General features: G+C 47.7%; 18 protein-coding genes. 12 read left to right on the forward strand and 6 right to left on the reverse strand.

Features of this window, described 5'->3' with window-relative positions:
• Positions 1–2: 2 nt before the first annotated feature.
• Positions 3–506 carry a GtrA family protein gene (locus LZD49_RS09540; RefSeq protein WP_234667112.1) on the reverse strand — a complete coding sequence of 168 codons (504 nt, stop codon included), beginning with the start codon at positions 504–506 and terminating at the stop codon, positions 3–5.
• 212 nt (positions 507–718) lie between these two features.
• Here LZD49_RS09540 and LZD49_RS09545 point away from each other — a divergent pair, with 212 nt between their 5' ends.
• Positions 719–1,237, forward strand: coding sequence for a hypothetical protein (locus LZD49_RS09545; protein ID WP_234667113.1), 519 nt, complete (start codon positions 719–721; stop codon positions 1,235–1,237).
• 11 nt (positions 1,238–1,248) lie between these two features.
• Positions 1,249–1,785: a hypothetical protein gene (locus tag LZD49_RS09550; protein ID WP_234667114.1), complete on the forward strand. Its 537-nt coding sequence runs from the start codon at positions 1,249–1,251 to the stop codon at positions 1,783–1,785.
• Here LZD49_RS09550 and LZD49_RS09555 read toward each other — a convergent pair whose 3' ends face one another.
• From LZD49_RS09555 to LZD49_RS09565, 3 genes are read right to left on the reverse strand one after another with little or no spacing between them, the layout of a single operon-like run.
• A complete protein-coding gene (locus tag LZD49_RS09555) occupies positions 1,786–2,796 on the reverse strand; it encodes an SMP-30/gluconolactonase/LRE family protein (RefSeq protein WP_234667115.1) in 1,011 nt (336 codons plus the stop codon). It abuts the gene before it with no gap.
• A 60-nt stretch (positions 2,797–2,856) separates the two neighbouring features.
• Positions 2,857–4,386 (reverse strand): alpha-amylase family glycosyl hydrolase, encoded by a 1,530-nt coding sequence (locus LZD49_RS09560; RefSeq protein WP_234667116.1) that lies wholly within the window; start codon positions 4,384–4,386, stop codon positions 2,857–2,859.
• Positions 4,387–4,393: 7 nt separating this feature from the next.
• Positions 4,394–4,969, reverse strand: a complete 576-nt coding sequence (locus LZD49_RS09565; RefSeq protein ID WP_234667117.1) for a Maf family nucleotide pyrophosphatase — start codon at positions 4,967–4,969, stop codon at positions 4,394–4,396.
• Between the two features lie 180 nt (positions 4,970–5,149).
• Here LZD49_RS09565 and LZD49_RS09570 point away from each other — a divergent pair, with 180 nt between their 5' ends.
• Positions 5,150–5,608, forward strand: coding sequence for a MarR family winged helix-turn-helix transcriptional regulator (locus LZD49_RS09570; protein ID WP_234667118.1), 459 nt, complete (start codon positions 5,150–5,152; stop codon positions 5,606–5,608).
• A gap of 58 nt (positions 5,609–5,666) precedes the next feature.
• A complete protein-coding gene (locus tag LZD49_RS09575; protein WP_234667119.1) occupies positions 5,667–6,275 on the forward strand; it encodes a YceI family protein in 609 nt (202 codons plus the stop codon).
• 91 nt (positions 6,276–6,366) lie between these two features.
• Here LZD49_RS09575 and LZD49_RS09580 read toward each other — a convergent pair whose 3' ends face one another.
• Positions 6,367–6,816, reverse strand: coding sequence for a type I restriction enzyme HsdR N-terminal domain-containing protein (locus tag LZD49_RS09580; RefSeq protein WP_234667120.1), 450 nt, complete (start codon positions 6,814–6,816; stop codon positions 6,367–6,369).
• Between the two features lie 51 nt (positions 6,817–6,867).
• On the opposite strand from LZD49_RS09580, the gene LZD49_RS09585 reads away from it, so the two are divergent.
• The 7 genes from LZD49_RS09585 (at position 6,868) to LZD49_RS09610 (ending at position 10,563) form a co-directional block, all read left to right on the forward strand.
• Entirely contained in the window at positions 6,868–7,641 is a 774-nt protein-coding gene (locus tag LZD49_RS09585; RefSeq protein WP_234667121.1) for an AMP nucleosidase, read from the forward strand.
• A gap of 82 nt (positions 7,642–7,723) precedes the next feature.
• Positions 7,724–8,095, forward strand: coding sequence for a globin (locus tag LZD49_RS09590; RefSeq protein ID WP_234667122.1), 372 nt, complete (start codon positions 7,724–7,726; stop codon positions 8,093–8,095).
• Positions 8,096–8,191: 96 nt separating this feature from the next.
• Positions 8,192–8,344: a hypothetical protein gene (locus tag LZD49_RS35805; RefSeq protein WP_310590480.1), complete on the forward strand. Its 153-nt coding sequence runs from the start codon at positions 8,192–8,194 to the stop codon at positions 8,342–8,344.
• The gene (locus LZD49_RS35810; RefSeq protein ID WP_310590481.1) at positions 8,313–8,450 is read left to right on the forward strand and encodes a type II toxin-antitoxin system HigB family toxin; all 138 of its coding nucleotides are present in this window, start codon (positions 8,313–8,315) and stop codon (positions 8,448–8,450) included. The genes LZD49_RS35805 and LZD49_RS35810 overlap by 32 nt, the downstream gene beginning before the upstream one ends.
• A gap of 2 nt (positions 8,451–8,452) precedes the next feature.
• On the forward strand, positions 8,453–8,818 hold the full coding sequence (locus LZD49_RS09600; RefSeq protein WP_234667123.1) for a type II toxin-antitoxin system HigA family antitoxin: 366 nt from the start codon (positions 8,453–8,455) through the stop codon (positions 8,816–8,818).
• Between the two features lie 47 nt (positions 8,819–8,865).
• Positions 8,866–10,281 (forward strand): CCA tRNA nucleotidyltransferase, encoded by a 1,416-nt coding sequence (locus LZD49_RS09605; protein WP_234667124.1) that lies wholly within the window; start codon positions 8,866–8,868, stop codon positions 10,279–10,281.
• Between the two features lie 84 nt (positions 10,282–10,365).
• Entirely contained in the window at positions 10,366–10,563 is a 198-nt protein-coding gene (locus tag LZD49_RS09610; RefSeq protein WP_188935508.1) for a hypothetical protein, read from the forward strand.
• Here LZD49_RS09610 and LZD49_RS09615 read toward each other — a convergent pair.
• Complete coding sequence (locus tag LZD49_RS09615) at positions 10,560–11,840, reverse strand: DUF2851 family protein (protein WP_234667125.1); 1,281 nt, start codon at positions 11,838–11,840, stop codon at positions 10,560–10,562. The two genes, LZD49_RS09610 and LZD49_RS09615, sit on opposite strands and share 4 nt — an antisense overlap.
• A gap of 122 nt (positions 11,841–11,962) precedes the next feature.
• Here LZD49_RS09615 and mtgA point away from each other — a divergent pair, with 122 nt between their 5' ends.
• Positions 11,963–12,649: a monofunctional biosynthetic peptidoglycan transglycosylase gene (gene mtgA / locus LZD49_RS09620; RefSeq protein ID WP_234667126.1), complete on the forward strand. Its 687-nt coding sequence runs from the start codon at positions 11,963–11,965 to the stop codon at positions 12,647–12,649.
• Positions 12,650–12,743: the final 94 nt, after the last annotated feature.

Here is a 12,743-nt window from a genome sequence, read left to right on the forward strand (position 1 = left end):
GGTCAGCGGATCAGTATTTTTAGCCGATTGTAGAAGCCAGTGCTTTTGAAAGTGAAGGTTTTGTGCAAAATGTAGTTACTGACAAAGCTGAAACACATCCCGATCACATAACAAACCATTTCGGTCACATTTACCTCCTTTTTGGCGAAGGGGAATTTTACTTTGTAAACCTCCATTCCCAGGTAATCGACCAGTAATTTGGACGAGCCGATAGTGAATGCCCAGGTTATAAACAGGGAAACCATTGATACCATCAGGAATTTCACCATTTCGCGGCGTGTCTGGTTGCTTTTGCGGGCATCGAACGCGAAAAGTTTGGTCAACGTAAAGCCCCAGAAAAATCCGATAATGTAGGAAGGGACAATTGAATCGCTCCACGAAATGTTGAACCAATCCTGGATAAGACTGCTGGAAACTAACTGGATCAAAGCACCGGTACCCGCGACAAGAAAATAGGCAATGATATCTTTGGGATTGAAGATCTTGTTCTGCTTGATTTGGGTCACTGGTGTGTTAGTTTGATTGGAACGGCGAACCTGATTAAGGCCCCAATATTAGAAAGAAAATGGTCTGGAAGCAAAGCAGGGCCTTCTATTTTGAGTAAATGGGCAAAGCAGACTGGCGGCTGGAATGGTATCGTTTTTGCAGGTGAGGGGTTAATACCGCGCTTTGTAACGCTTCGTAAGAAACGCCTCTTTTAATCCTAATCGGTATCATTATGAAGAAGTTGTGTGTATTGCTCCCCCTGTTTTTTTCGGTGTTCGCATGCTTTGGCCAAGCGCAGAAATGGGCTATCGGGTTTGAAGCAGGTGAGCCAATTGCGGTCAGTTTGAGGAAATATGGTGACAGGAATGCACTCGACGTCAGTTTTGGTACTTACCTGGGAATGTTCAAAGGAAAAGACAATTACAAGGTGAGCAATGACGACCTGGGTGGGCTGGGGGTGATGTTCAACGTGACCTATTTATGGTATGCACCGATGTTCAATGAGCGGATGATCGCCTACATTGGCCCGGGTGTGCAGGTGAATTCGCGGCGCTATTATCCCGATCGCAATGTGAGGTCAGTTTATACCACCAATATATCCACTGGTCCATCCGCTACGGCCGGGCTGGAATTCTTCTTTTCACAACGTCCCGCCTCATTTTTCGTTGAAGGCGGCGGTTATCTTGAATTTATACCTAAATTCTTTTACTTTAATCCTAATCTCAGCATTGGCCTGAGGCACAACTTCTAACGGGATTTACTGTGAAAAAACTTTACATATGGGCAGCGATTGCAGCAATAGCCGCCCTCAACCTCTCTTGCTCCGCAACTTTGCAGCGGCGCTACGATCAGCGACATGGTACTTCCTCGTCCGATCGTTCATCACGTGCTGCAGATGACGACAGAAACGATCAAACGGCTGACCCCAATTACAGAAAGGATTACGACCGCGTGGTGGACGGAGGTAATTCGAGCGGAAGAGTGAGCACGTCCGGAAGTGGTAATGCGGGTTATAATCAGCAGTCGCTCAACCAATACGCAGAAATGGACAAGCTCGCGGAAGTCGTTCTGTATGAGTTGGATAATCTTGAAAATCGCTACAACGATCTGCTTAATGAATATAAAAATGCCAAATCCTCATCACGGCAGGCAATGGCAATGGAATTGGATAAAATTAGCGACGACAGGCTTGTTCTTTACAAAGCTTACACCAATATTTATCGCAACGGAAAATCTGACTGGCCAAATGTGAGACGGGAGGTTGATAGTGTGCTTCGGGAGATCAGAAAGAAGAATTAGTTACCAGCCTGCCCCCTTTGTATTGGTTTTGATGCGGCAAACGTAGCCATCGACCGTCATATATAATGTTGAACCGTCGTTACCCCACGCGCAGTTGGAAGTAAGTTCGCCCATTTCAATGCGGCCGAGCAACTTTCCCGCAGGGCTGATAATGAACATTCCGCCCGGGCCCGACGACCATAAATTGCCGTCCTTGTCAATTTTGAGCCCGTCGGGTAAGCCGGGAACACCGCGCTTACTCATTGCTGTGGCGTCGTAAATGACTTTGCCTTTGCCTGCGTTGCCACTTGCATCAAGTGGGTAGGACATCCAGATCGCCTTTTCGGGATCGGATTGTGCTATGTATAATGTCTTACCATCAGGCGAGAAAGCGAGGCCGTTCGGTCGGCTCAGGTCGTTTATCTGCATTGTCACTTTGCCGTCCTTGTGAATGCGATATACCCCGAATTGGGGGATTTCACGGGTCGGATCTTCGTGTTTTTTGGCCATACCATATGGTGGATCTGTAAAATAGTAGTCGCCATTGCCGTGCTGAACCACGTCGTTGGGGCTATTGAAACGTTTGCCTTCAAAATGGTCTGCCAGCGTAATTTTGCCACCCACATTCAATGGCATCGCCGAGATGCGCCGGTCGCCATGCTCGCAGGAAACAAGCCGTCCTTGGTTGTCGATGATTAGCCCATTGCTGCCCGGCTCATCACTGTAAACACCCCGACCAGTGTAGCCGGAAGGTTCGAGGAATACAGACAACCCCTCTTTCTCATCCCATTTGTAAACCTTATTCTTCGGCACATCCGAAAAGAGTAAGTAATTACCATCTTTCATCCACACCGGCCCTTCCGACCATTCGAAACCCGAAGCGAGTACTTCTATTTTGGCATCTTTGGGCAAAAGTTTGTCGAATGAAGCGTCCTCATAAATGATCTTGCCCATGGTAGGGTAGGATTTTTGCGCCATAGCAGTACAGGTCACAAAGAAAATCAGACAAACGGAGATCATACCGGATTTCATAGGGAAAGCATTTGCAGTACCGACTGGGATTTAGCAATAAAGTACCGGGGACGTGTTTCCCTACTGTTTTTGACCATCAGTAGCCATCCGTCCCGGAGCCAGGATAATGCTGGAATGCGGCGATAACCGATTAGAAGTCAGCGTGGTGCTATGAAGCGGATCGGTTGAAAAGCATATTTCGGTAAAAATGGATTTATCCTCCGGCACCGTAAATTCCACTTCGGAGTCTCCGAGGTTATGGACAACCACCAGCGACCGGTCCGCATGCGGGCGGAAATAGGCAAGCAGCTGGTCGTTGCCCAGGCGCACGGGATGCAGGTTAGGCGCGAATATCTGGCTGAGGGCGGGCTCGGTCTTGTGCAGGTGTATGAGGTTTTTATAGTGATGGTAAACAGAAGACTCGTCGTTCCTCTGCGCAGACAGCGGTGTCACCGTTTTCAAGGTAGTGAATTCCGGTTTGATCCAACTCGGGCGTTGCGGGTCTTCCGGGTCGGCAGTCCACAGGAACGGTTCGCGGATATAAGGGTCGGGTTTCAGGCCAAGCATTCCGATTTCTTCACCGTAATATAAATACGGCTGGCCGGGCAAGGTAAGCAAAATGCTGGCAGCGAGTTTGATCTTTGCGATTTGGCCGCCGACGACGCTCCCTATCCGTTCCTGGTCATGGTTGGTGAGCATGATGGCGTTGACAAACAGCGCGTTGTATTTCTGGAAAAGATTAAAACTGGCGATTAATTTATCGATAATCTGCTCATCACGCCCGGCTATGAGCATACGTTGCAAAGCAAAACTCAGGTCGAAATGGAAAGTGGCGTTCAGATTGCGGAAATAGGGTGCGACCTCCTCGGTTTCGGCCCACACTTCGCCGACCGTGAAGGCGTCAGGATTTGCATCCCCAACTATTTTTGAAAAAAATTCCCAGAAGGTCAAGCTCTGTTCGGAATCCCACTCCGGGAAGACGTGGCGTGCGGCGTCGAGGCGAAAACCGTCCACACCAACGTCACTTAGCCAGAAATGCACAATTTTCGCGATCTCCTCACGCAGTGCCTCCGAATGATAATTGAGATCGGGCATTCCTTTGTAAAAAAGCCCATAATATTTCTCATCATCGCCGGGGTTTTCGTGCCACGGATATACAATCTGAGAATCGTGGGAAGTCTCGCGTTCGGAAATGCCCAGATGATCGATCTGATCCTGGTTCATCCACCAGTAGTAATGGCGATAGGGGTTATCTTTGCTTTTTCGCGCTTCTTCAAACCACGGGTGCAGCGTGCTGGTGTGGTTGACGATCAGATCGAGGTAAATGGCTATCCCACGCTTGTGAGCGCCCGCGAGAAGCCTTCGGAAATCGTCCATTGTGCCATATTCAGGCTCAATGTCGTAGTAATCGATTACGTCGTATTTGTGATAGCTTGGCGAGGGATGGATGGGCGTGAGCCAGATCGCCTCGATGCCCAGGTCGGACAGGTAATCGAGTTTGGAAATAATGCCGTTCAGGTCGCCAATGCCGTCGCCATTCGAGTCGCAGAAGGAACGAACGAATATCTCATAACAGATCCCTGGGATATTGGCTGGCTTGTCTGCAGGCATAACTGGGCTAGCTGAAATACGGTTTGAGTAACTGATACACCACCTGGACGGGCAATCCCATGATCGTGTAAAACGAACCTTCGATTTTTCCGATCCCCACCATTCCGATCCATTCCTGAATGCCGTAGGAGCCCGCTTTGTCGAAAGGTTTGTACTGCTGAATATAATAGTTGATTTCCCAATCTTCCAAGTCCCGGAAATAAACTTCTGCGACGTCCGAGATGGTTTCGATATTATTACCCGAGAGCAAACTCACGGCGGTAATAACTTTATGGCTTTTTCCCGAGAGTATTCGGATCATCCGGAAGGCATCGGCATGGTCAGTTGGTTTGCCGAGAATGTGGTGTTCGGCGATAACGACGGTGTCTGCTGTAAGCACGAGCGATTCGGGTCGGATACCGCGGAACATTTCGGCCTTTTCGCGGGCAATGTAGGCTGCTACCGCTTCCGCAGCGAGGTTTGGCGGGTAACTTTCATCGGTTGGGAGTACTTCCACGGTGAATTCAAAGCCTGCATCTCGGAGTAATTGTTTTCTCCTTGGCGAATTGGAGGCGAGGATAAGGCTTTTCTTAAGTTCAATCATGTCAGGTGGTTGTCATTGGTATTTAGGGGATGTTGTTGTGTTTGAGGTAGTTGTGTGGGTTTATTAGTTTGTTCACAAACTTTTTCCAAATATTTTTTACCCAACTGAACCATTTCTTTGCCAATAGATGTTTCTACATTAAATGTATATACATCATTGTTGTATTAAACATTGTTCGCTATGTCTATTGAAACTGATATCAAGCAGAAAAAATTTCGCAGCCCGTACCAAAAACTGGCGCTAAACCTCATGTTTACCACTAAGTGGCTCGAATACAAGCAGCTTGAATCTTTCAAGGAATACGACATTACGCCGCAGCAATACAACGTACTGAGGATATTGAGGGGGCAACAGGGCAATCCTATAAAGGTGAGCGACATTACTGAGCGTATGCTTGACAAGAGTTCCAATACCTCCCGGCTTGTAGATAAATTGCTGGCAAAAAACCTGGCAAAGCGGTCTTCCTGTGAAAGTGACCGCCGCGCGGTGGATGTCGTGATTACCGAGGAAGGCCTGGAGTTGCTGAAAGTGCTCGATCCTTTTATCGAGGATTGGGAAAATCGCTTCGCCATTATTACCGAAGAGGAAGCCGATCAGATCAGCGCATTGCTCGACAAGCTGCGGGCATCCGGTTTTTAAACATGAACACAATTAACAAAAATCCATAATTCAATTTAATTTTTTAATCAAAACTACAATGAAATCACTTAAATTTTTTGTTGCATCTCTTACAGTAGCATTCTTTGTATCTTCTTCTGTTTCAGCAGACAATGGTAAAAAAGCCACTAATCTGAAAGTAAATACCGCCAAAAGTGAACTGACCTGGTTGGGTAAGAAAATGACTGGCGAGCATACTGGCAAAATCACGCTGAAAGAAGGAACGATCGTTTTGGACGGTGCTAAACTGACCGGCGGTAAGTTCGTTGCCGACCTGAACAGCATCACTTGTACTGACCTTACGGACAAAGAATACAATGGTAAACTGATCGGCCACTTGAAATCAGACGATTTCTTCAGCGTTGAAAAACACCCTACAGCAACTTTCGTTGTAACCAAAGCTACCCCAAAAGCGACCGGCGTTTATGATGTAACCGGTGACCTGACTATCAAAGGCATTACAAAACCTGTTACTTTCCCTGTAACTGTTAAAACTACTGCTGCTGGGGCAGAAGCAACTGGTACACTGGTTGTTGACCGTTCGAAATACGACATTAAATACAACTCGAAATCATTCTTCGATAACCTGGGCGACAAAATTATCAACGACGATTTCTCTATCGACGTGAAATTGGTTGCTGCAAAATAATTACCCTCGGACGGTTGCCTGGTATCAGCCGTCTGCATTGTATGACCTGAATGTCAAAAGAACCTGTCCGTTTTGGGCAGGTTTTTTTGTGCTAATTATTGAAGTCGCGGTATTGGGGGAAGTCGTCCATGAAGTGGATCTGTCCGTTTACTGCCTGGAAGCAATAGTGGGTCATTCCGTTAGTAACTGCCAGGTATTGAGGTCGTAATGTGAAGTTGTAGCGACTAATCTGTGCGAAAGTGGCGTCGGTCACCGCTATGAACGGCGCTTTGCATTCGACTAACAAAAATGGCAATGCGTGGTTAGACAGCACCATAATATCAGTACGCTTTGCAAGTGTATTGTATTGTAAGCCAGTCTCTACCGCGAAGAGCGATTTAGGATAACCGTAATTTGCGATGAGCAAATGAATGAAATGCTGGCGGACCCATTCCTCGGGCGTCAGCGTTACGAATTTCCTTCGGATAATGTCGAAAATATGCGGTTTCCCGTTTACCTGCTTAACTTTATGGGCGAATCCGGGAAGGTTCAATGATTCCATCAACGAAGATAATCAACCCCGGGATGCCTCGCCAACAAACCTGCTGAATTCATGATCACCAAGGAACAAATCGTCGAAAACTGGCTGCCACGCTACACGGGCACGCCTGTGGAGGAGTTTGGAAACTATATCCTGCTAACCAACTTTGGAAATTACGTGACCATGTTTGCCGAGAAATTCGGGGTGGAAGTGCGGGGCCAGGGCCGGGCCATGCAAACGGCGACAGCCAAAGACATTACCATCGTCAATTTCGGCATGGGGAGTCCGATGGCGGCTACTGTAATGGACCTGTTATCAGCCATTAATCCGAAGGCGGTGTTGTTTTTGGGTAAATGCGGAGGATTAAAAAAGACCCAGGTCGGCGATCTCATCCTTCCGATTGCCGCAATCCGCGGTGAAGGTACAAGCGATGACTATATGCCTCCGGAGATTCCTGCATTACCATCTTTTCGTTTGCAGAGCACCGTTTCAGCCGCTATCAAAAAACAAAAACTCGATTACTGGACCGGTACTGTTTACACCACCAACCGCCGTATTTGGGAACACGACGCCAGCTTCAAGGAATACTTGCAGGCTGTGCGCGCCATGGCTATCGACATGGAAACCGCCACCATTTTCATCGTAGGATTTGCCAATTCCATTCCGCACGGCGCATTGCTGCTCGTGTCCGACAACCCGCTCGTGCCCGAAGGTGTCAAAACCGAGGAAAGTGATAAGAAAGTGACATCGAGCTACGTGAAGCAGCACCTTGAAATAGGCATCGAAGCATTAACAGACCTGGCGCGTTCAGGAGAATCGGTCAAGCATATGCGGTTCGAGAGCTGACAATAGTCATATTGCGGCGGGAACCTGTTGCAGTGGCTTAGGAGTTGTAAGCTTAGTAAGGCCAATATTCGGCCGATTTTTTATGGAGCATCAAACCTTATACGAGCGCATTGGCGGCGACGCCGCGCTACGGCAACTCACCGATAAATTTTACGACCTGGTTTTTGAGCACGAGCTCATTTCCAGGTTATTCCAAAGTGATAAGGACCTCATCAAGGAAAAGCAGCGCCTATTTTTGACCCAGTTTCTCGGTGGCCCGCAGCTCTATGCGGAGGTTTACGGCCACCCTATGATGCGGGCCCGCCACATGCCCCACACCATTACCGAGGAAGATGCCGTTGCCTGGCTGCAATGTATGGCTTCTGCGGTTGAATCGCTTTCGCTTCCTGAGGAGTTGAAAAACGAATTGTTCGATCGGTTTCCGCGGACGGCGTTTTTTATGGTAAATAGTTGAAAAAGCACTTCTACGTCGCGTTACCTTTTTGATTTTCTTTCGTCTAAATACCGTGTTCCATATTTGGGAACATTGTATTTTTTATGCCCATTTAAGATGAAAAGAATCTTTTCGAGAGGAACGTTGCGGGAATTCTGGGAAAAACACCCCAAAGTCGAGCAGCAGCTGAAAGTTTGGTACGAGGATGTTTTAGCGGCGACCTGGAAATCGCCCGCAGATGTGCCGGATTATATTCAATATCCTTGGTAATACGTTCAGGTTAGTTGCTCATTTCGACTTTGATAAACAAATGGTTTACATCCGCTTCATAGGCTCGCATAAAGAATATGACAAAATTGACGCTAACTCGATTTGACCATGCTGAAATTGATTAAGACAGAGGAGCAATATAATGTTGCATTGAAGCGACTCGGACAGATTTTTGGTGCGCCAACAGGCACCTCGGAAAGCGACGAGTGCGACGTACTGGCATTGCTGGTCGGAGCATATGAAGATGAACATTACCCCATAGAGCCGCCGGGCCCGATTGAAGCGATTAAGATCAGAATGGAGCAATTACAGCTCAGGCAGGTTGATTTGATCGAAGAAACGGGCGGTAAAAACAGGGTTTCGGAAGTTTTGAATAAAAAAAGAAAGCTCAGCATCGAAATGATCCGGAATCTTTCAAAACGACTGAATCTGTCTCTTAACGTGTTGACGCAGGATTACCAGCTGGCACAGTAATCCAACAGCCCGCTTCATGTCGAACAAGATTTCTTTACCTTTGCGGCATGAATTTCAAAGAGCAATTGACACCCTATCCGGTTCTGGAAATAGTTGCCTCAGCTGCGAAGGAGCTGGGTGTGGAGGCATATATTATCGGTGGGTTCGTCAGGGACCTGATTCTCAGAAGGAATAGCAAGGATATCGACATCGTCTCCATCGGAAGTGGAATCGAGCTGGCCGAAATGGTGGCTAACAGGCTGGGGCCAGACGTTTTTGTGAGTGTCTTTAAAAACTTTGGCACCGCACAGATCCGCCAGGGCGATCTGGAAATAGAGTTTGTAGGTGCGCGAAAAGAATCCTACCGCTCCGATTCGCGTAAACCTGCCGTGGAAGATGGGACATTGGCCGACGATCAGAACCGTCGCGACTTCACCATCAATGCCATGGGCATCAGCCTGAATGCAGGCACATTCGGCGAGCTTGTGGATCCGTTCGAAGGGATAAGCGATCTTCGCAAAAAGATCATCCGCACTCCGCTCGGCCCTGAAATTACATTCTCGGACGACCCCCTGCGCATGATGCGCGCGATCCGGTTCGCGAGTCAGCTTAATTTTGATATTGAGCCCGATACTTTTGATGCGATTGTCAAAATGAAGGACCGTATTTCGATCGTGTCGATGGAGCGTATTTCGGACGAACTGAATAAAATTATACTTTCTAAAACCCCTTCATACGGGTTCAAATTACTTTACCACGCAGGCTTGTTGGCCATTATTTTTCCGGAAATGGTGGAGTTACAAGGTGTGGAGCCTGTCGAAGGCAAGGGGCACAAGGATAATTTCTATCATACGCTGCAGGTCCTGGATAATGTGTCTCAGGTCACAGATGACCTTTGGCTGCGTTGGGCGGCGATCCTGCACGACATTGCCAAACCTGCCACTAAAAAGTTTGACAAGCGCAACGGATGGTCGTTCCATAACCACGAGGAAATAGGCGCACGCATGGTACCGGTTATTTTTCGCCGGATGAAACTGCCGTTGAATGAGAAAATGCGGTTTGTCAAAAAACTGGTAAGGTTGCATTTACGTCCCATTGTGCTATCGAAAGAGGATATTACCGACTCCGCGATGCGACGCTTGCTGGTAGAGGCTGGGGAGGATATCGAGGCATTGATGAATCTGTGCCGGGCAGATATCACTTCTAAAAATCCGGAGAAAGTGAGGCGTTTCATCAGCAATTTCAACCTGGTAGAACAAAAGCTCAAAGACCTGGAAGAACGCGACAAGCTCCGTAATTTTCAGCCGGTCATCACCGGTGAAATGATCATGGAAGCTTTCAGTTTGAAACCGGCTAAGGAAGTGGGAATTATCAAAGAGGCCGTGCGAGAGGCGATTTTAGAAGGCATCGTCCCTAATGAGTACGGACCTGCTTTCGCGTTTATGATTGAGGAAGGAGAGAAAATGGGCCTAAAACGGGTTTAGGGTACATTTTTTGATACATTGTCGCCGATGCCGTTACTTATTTAATATTTTTGCGAACTTTTTATCTCCTCATAGTCACATTTCATGGAAAACGCCCAGTTCAAACGTTTCTTCGGATCGCTGCTTACAATTTTAGGCATTGCAGTGCTGCTCTTTGCCTGTGTTGCATTTTTGTCCGACAAGCCTGTATTAGGCCTCACTGTTACCAAATGGGAGTCCATCGTGCCATTCCTGGTGGGCACCGTATTTCTGCTGACGGGCGTGAACCTGGTAAAAGGTTAACCACCACGTACGAGGGCGGCGCCTATGGTGCATTCGAGACATTGCCTGGGCGTGCAGTAGTTATTGAACCATTCAATTAATGCCTGCGAGTCGGCGGTGGTTCTTACACGCATGCCAAGCGACGCCCATTCGCGGATGATCCTATTGTCTTCCGCCGGTATTTCAGAAAGCCAGTATATCGCTTTGTCGAGCAATTCCGGTTGCTGTCTATGTTTGGACCACGCAACCAATAATGGTACCGCTGCATTGATAATGAGTAGATTAGTGGCATCCGCTCCCATAGCAGGTACCTGGCCTCGCGCTTTTTTTTCAAAAATGTAGTGCTCCCGCCAATAGGTCGATTGCTCGATCTTAAAAAGCCCGCGCACATCGCTAAAATGCTCCGACATGATGAAGCGGTTCAAAAAGCCGCCTGAATTGCATAACAAACGGGCGAATTGTGCCAGCCGTACGGTCGGGAAGCCGGCAGGGCGCAGTCGGGCATATTTCCATTCGCGCAGCTGCATGACATTCTCCTGCAACTTATACTTAGCACTGAGAAACCGGAACTCCTGTTGCAATTGTCGTACGTAAATATCCTCAGAACTTCCTGAAAGAAACCCCGCACATCCAAATAACAGCGCTTCGACCTGTACGAGGCGGTCGGCATGCTTTCGGATGATCTTCCATGGGACGATGCCGGTAAGCCGCTGGAACGGTGTGTCGTTTAGTTTAAAGCCGAAATGTCGGCCCAGCCACTGATATGCCGTTTGTTCCCAATCCTGTTGATTAATTTGGAGCAGCTGATGAACTTCCTCCGCTTTGCGTTCCAGCCTTTCAAGTAACACCCTGTCGAGCATGGCAAATTTTCGGATCGGATCCATGCCGAGAAACTGGCTATGACAAGGTACCATTTCCTTTTCATCGAGCAGGCTCCGATATCTTTCAAGCACGCTCGCTTTGACAAGGCCGCTCAATGCCAGTGTAGGGACAAGCGTTCCGTCTTTTCGTATGGCGGGCAAGTCATTTTCCCAAACCACATGAAGTATTACGCCGTCGTATGCGTCGTTCCGCTCATGTTCGTGGAGGTACCAGTCGGAAGCTCTGATATGGATTTCAATGCTTCCTACCCACAACACATCGTCAATCATTAGCCGCGCTTCAGAGAAATCCGGGCCGGCATTGGTATTCCTATGTCCTGGACGGATAATGGAAAGCGGTAGTTTTTCTTCGGTCTGCAAATCCTTCTTCTCGAAGTACTGAAAGCGCCAGATGAAACTCAGTAAATCTTCATTCATATACAGCGTATTGAAAAAATTGACGATTAAGGCGTGTATTTCTTTGCCTAAACCTGATTAGTTTCTGTTCTTTGTACGCTGTTTTCGTTACTTGGTTTCTATTTGTAGAAGTAAAAAGTTTTATGCTCCGCCGTTTGCAATTTATTGCGCTCAGAATCTTCCTTGCCTTTTTAGTACTCTCAATACTTTGGGTGGTTATTTTGAGGTTTTTACCTGTTTGGGTGACACCCTATATGATTTCCCGGAAGATCGACGCGTTTAAAGCCGATGAAGATACCGAAATTTACCATGACTGGGAGCCTTACGAAAACATCTCTAAAGAAGTAGCCCTGGCTGTCGTAGCCTCCGAAGACCAGAATTTTCCCAATCACTGGGGCTTTGACTTCGACCAGATCTACAACGCGATGACAGAAGAGCGTAAGCGCGCACGCGGGGCCAGTACGATTTCTCAGCAGGTTGCCAAGAACGTATTCCTGTGGCATGGCCGTAGCTACATCCGGAAAGGACTAGAAGCCTATTTTACGGTACTAATCGAAGTCTTGTGGAGTAAAGAGCGTATCCTGGAAGTGTATCTGAATGTAGCTGAAATGGGCAAAATGACTTTCGGCGTTGAAGCGGCGTCGCTGCGTTACTATAATAAATCAGCCAAACGCCTCACGCGGTATGAATCCGCCCGCATTGCCGCTGTTCTGCCGAACCCCATCCGTTTTTCGATTAGAAATCCGTCCGGTTATGTAAACCGCCGTACCAATCAGATCGTCCGCCAAATGCGGTATTTAGGCGGGCAGAAGTATTTAGCTGATTTGTAGCTAATAAAATTTATCAGCCCGTATTGCATGATATTGGGAGTTTGATTTTCATAAATCTGCCAAAACATGGATCGTCTGATCTAATAAATGATCA

It is taken from the genome of Dyadobacter sp. CY261 (assembly GCF_021440085.1).
Taxonomy (GTDB): domain Bacteria; phylum Bacteroidota; class Bacteroidia; order Cytophagales; family Spirosomataceae; genus Dyadobacter.

Coding starts and splice junctions, on each gene's coding strand:
- LZD49_RS35805 (WP_310590480.1), top strand. CDS start 8,192: ATGAAAAGAATCTTTTCGAGAGGAACGTTGCGGGAATTCTGGGAAAAA.
- LZD49_RS09615 (WP_234667125.1), bottom strand. CDS start 11,840: ATGAATGAAGATTTACTGAGTTTCATCTGGCGCTTTCAGTACTTCGAG.
- LZD49_RS09585 (WP_234667121.1), top strand. CDS start 6,868: ATGATCACCAAGGAACAAATCGTCGAAAACTGGCTGCCACGCTACACG.
- LZD49_RS35810 (WP_310590481.1), top strand. CDS start 8,313: ATGTGCCGGATTATATTCAATATCCTTGGTAATACGTTCAGGTTAGTT.
- LZD49_RS09580 (WP_234667120.1), bottom strand. CDS start 6,816: ATGGAATCATTGAACCTTCCCGGATTCGCCCATAAAGTTAAGCAGGTA.
- LZD49_RS09590 (WP_234667122.1), top strand. CDS start 7,724: ATGGAGCATCAAACCTTATACGAGCGCATTGGCGGCGACGCCGCGCTA.
- LZD49_RS09570 (WP_234667118.1), top strand. CDS start 5,150: ATGTCTATTGAAACTGATATCAAGCAGAAAAAATTTCGCAGCCCGTAC.
- LZD49_RS09545 (WP_234667113.1), top strand. CDS start 719: ATGAAGAAGTTGTGTGTATTGCTCCCCCTGTTTTTTTCGGTGTTCGCA.
- LZD49_RS09575 (WP_234667119.1), top strand. CDS start 5,667: ATGAAATCACTTAAATTTTTTGTTGCATCTCTTACAGTAGCATTCTTT.
- LZD49_RS09565 (WP_234667117.1), bottom strand. CDS start 4,969: ATGATTGAACTTAAGAAAAGCCTTATCCTCGCCTCCAATTCGCCAAGG.
- mtgA (WP_234667126.1), top strand. CDS start 11,963: ATGCTCCGCCGTTTGCAATTTATTGCGCTCAGAATCTTCCTTGCCTTT.
- LZD49_RS09605 (WP_234667124.1), top strand. CDS start 8,866: ATGAATTTCAAAGAGCAATTGACACCCTATCCGGTTCTGGAAATAGTT.
- LZD49_RS09600 (WP_234667123.1), top strand. CDS start 8,453: ATGCTGAAATTGATTAAGACAGAGGAGCAATATAATGTTGCATTGAAG.
- LZD49_RS09560 (WP_234667116.1), bottom strand. CDS start 4,386: ATGCCTGCAGACAAGCCAGCCAATATCCCAGGGATCTGTTATGAGATA.
- LZD49_RS09610 (WP_188935508.1), top strand. CDS start 10,366: ATGGAAAACGCCCAGTTCAAACGTTTCTTCGGATCGCTGCTTACAATT.
- LZD49_RS09555 (WP_234667115.1), bottom strand. CDS start 2,796: ATGAAATCCGGTATGATCTCCGTTTGTCTGATTTTCTTTGTGACCTGT.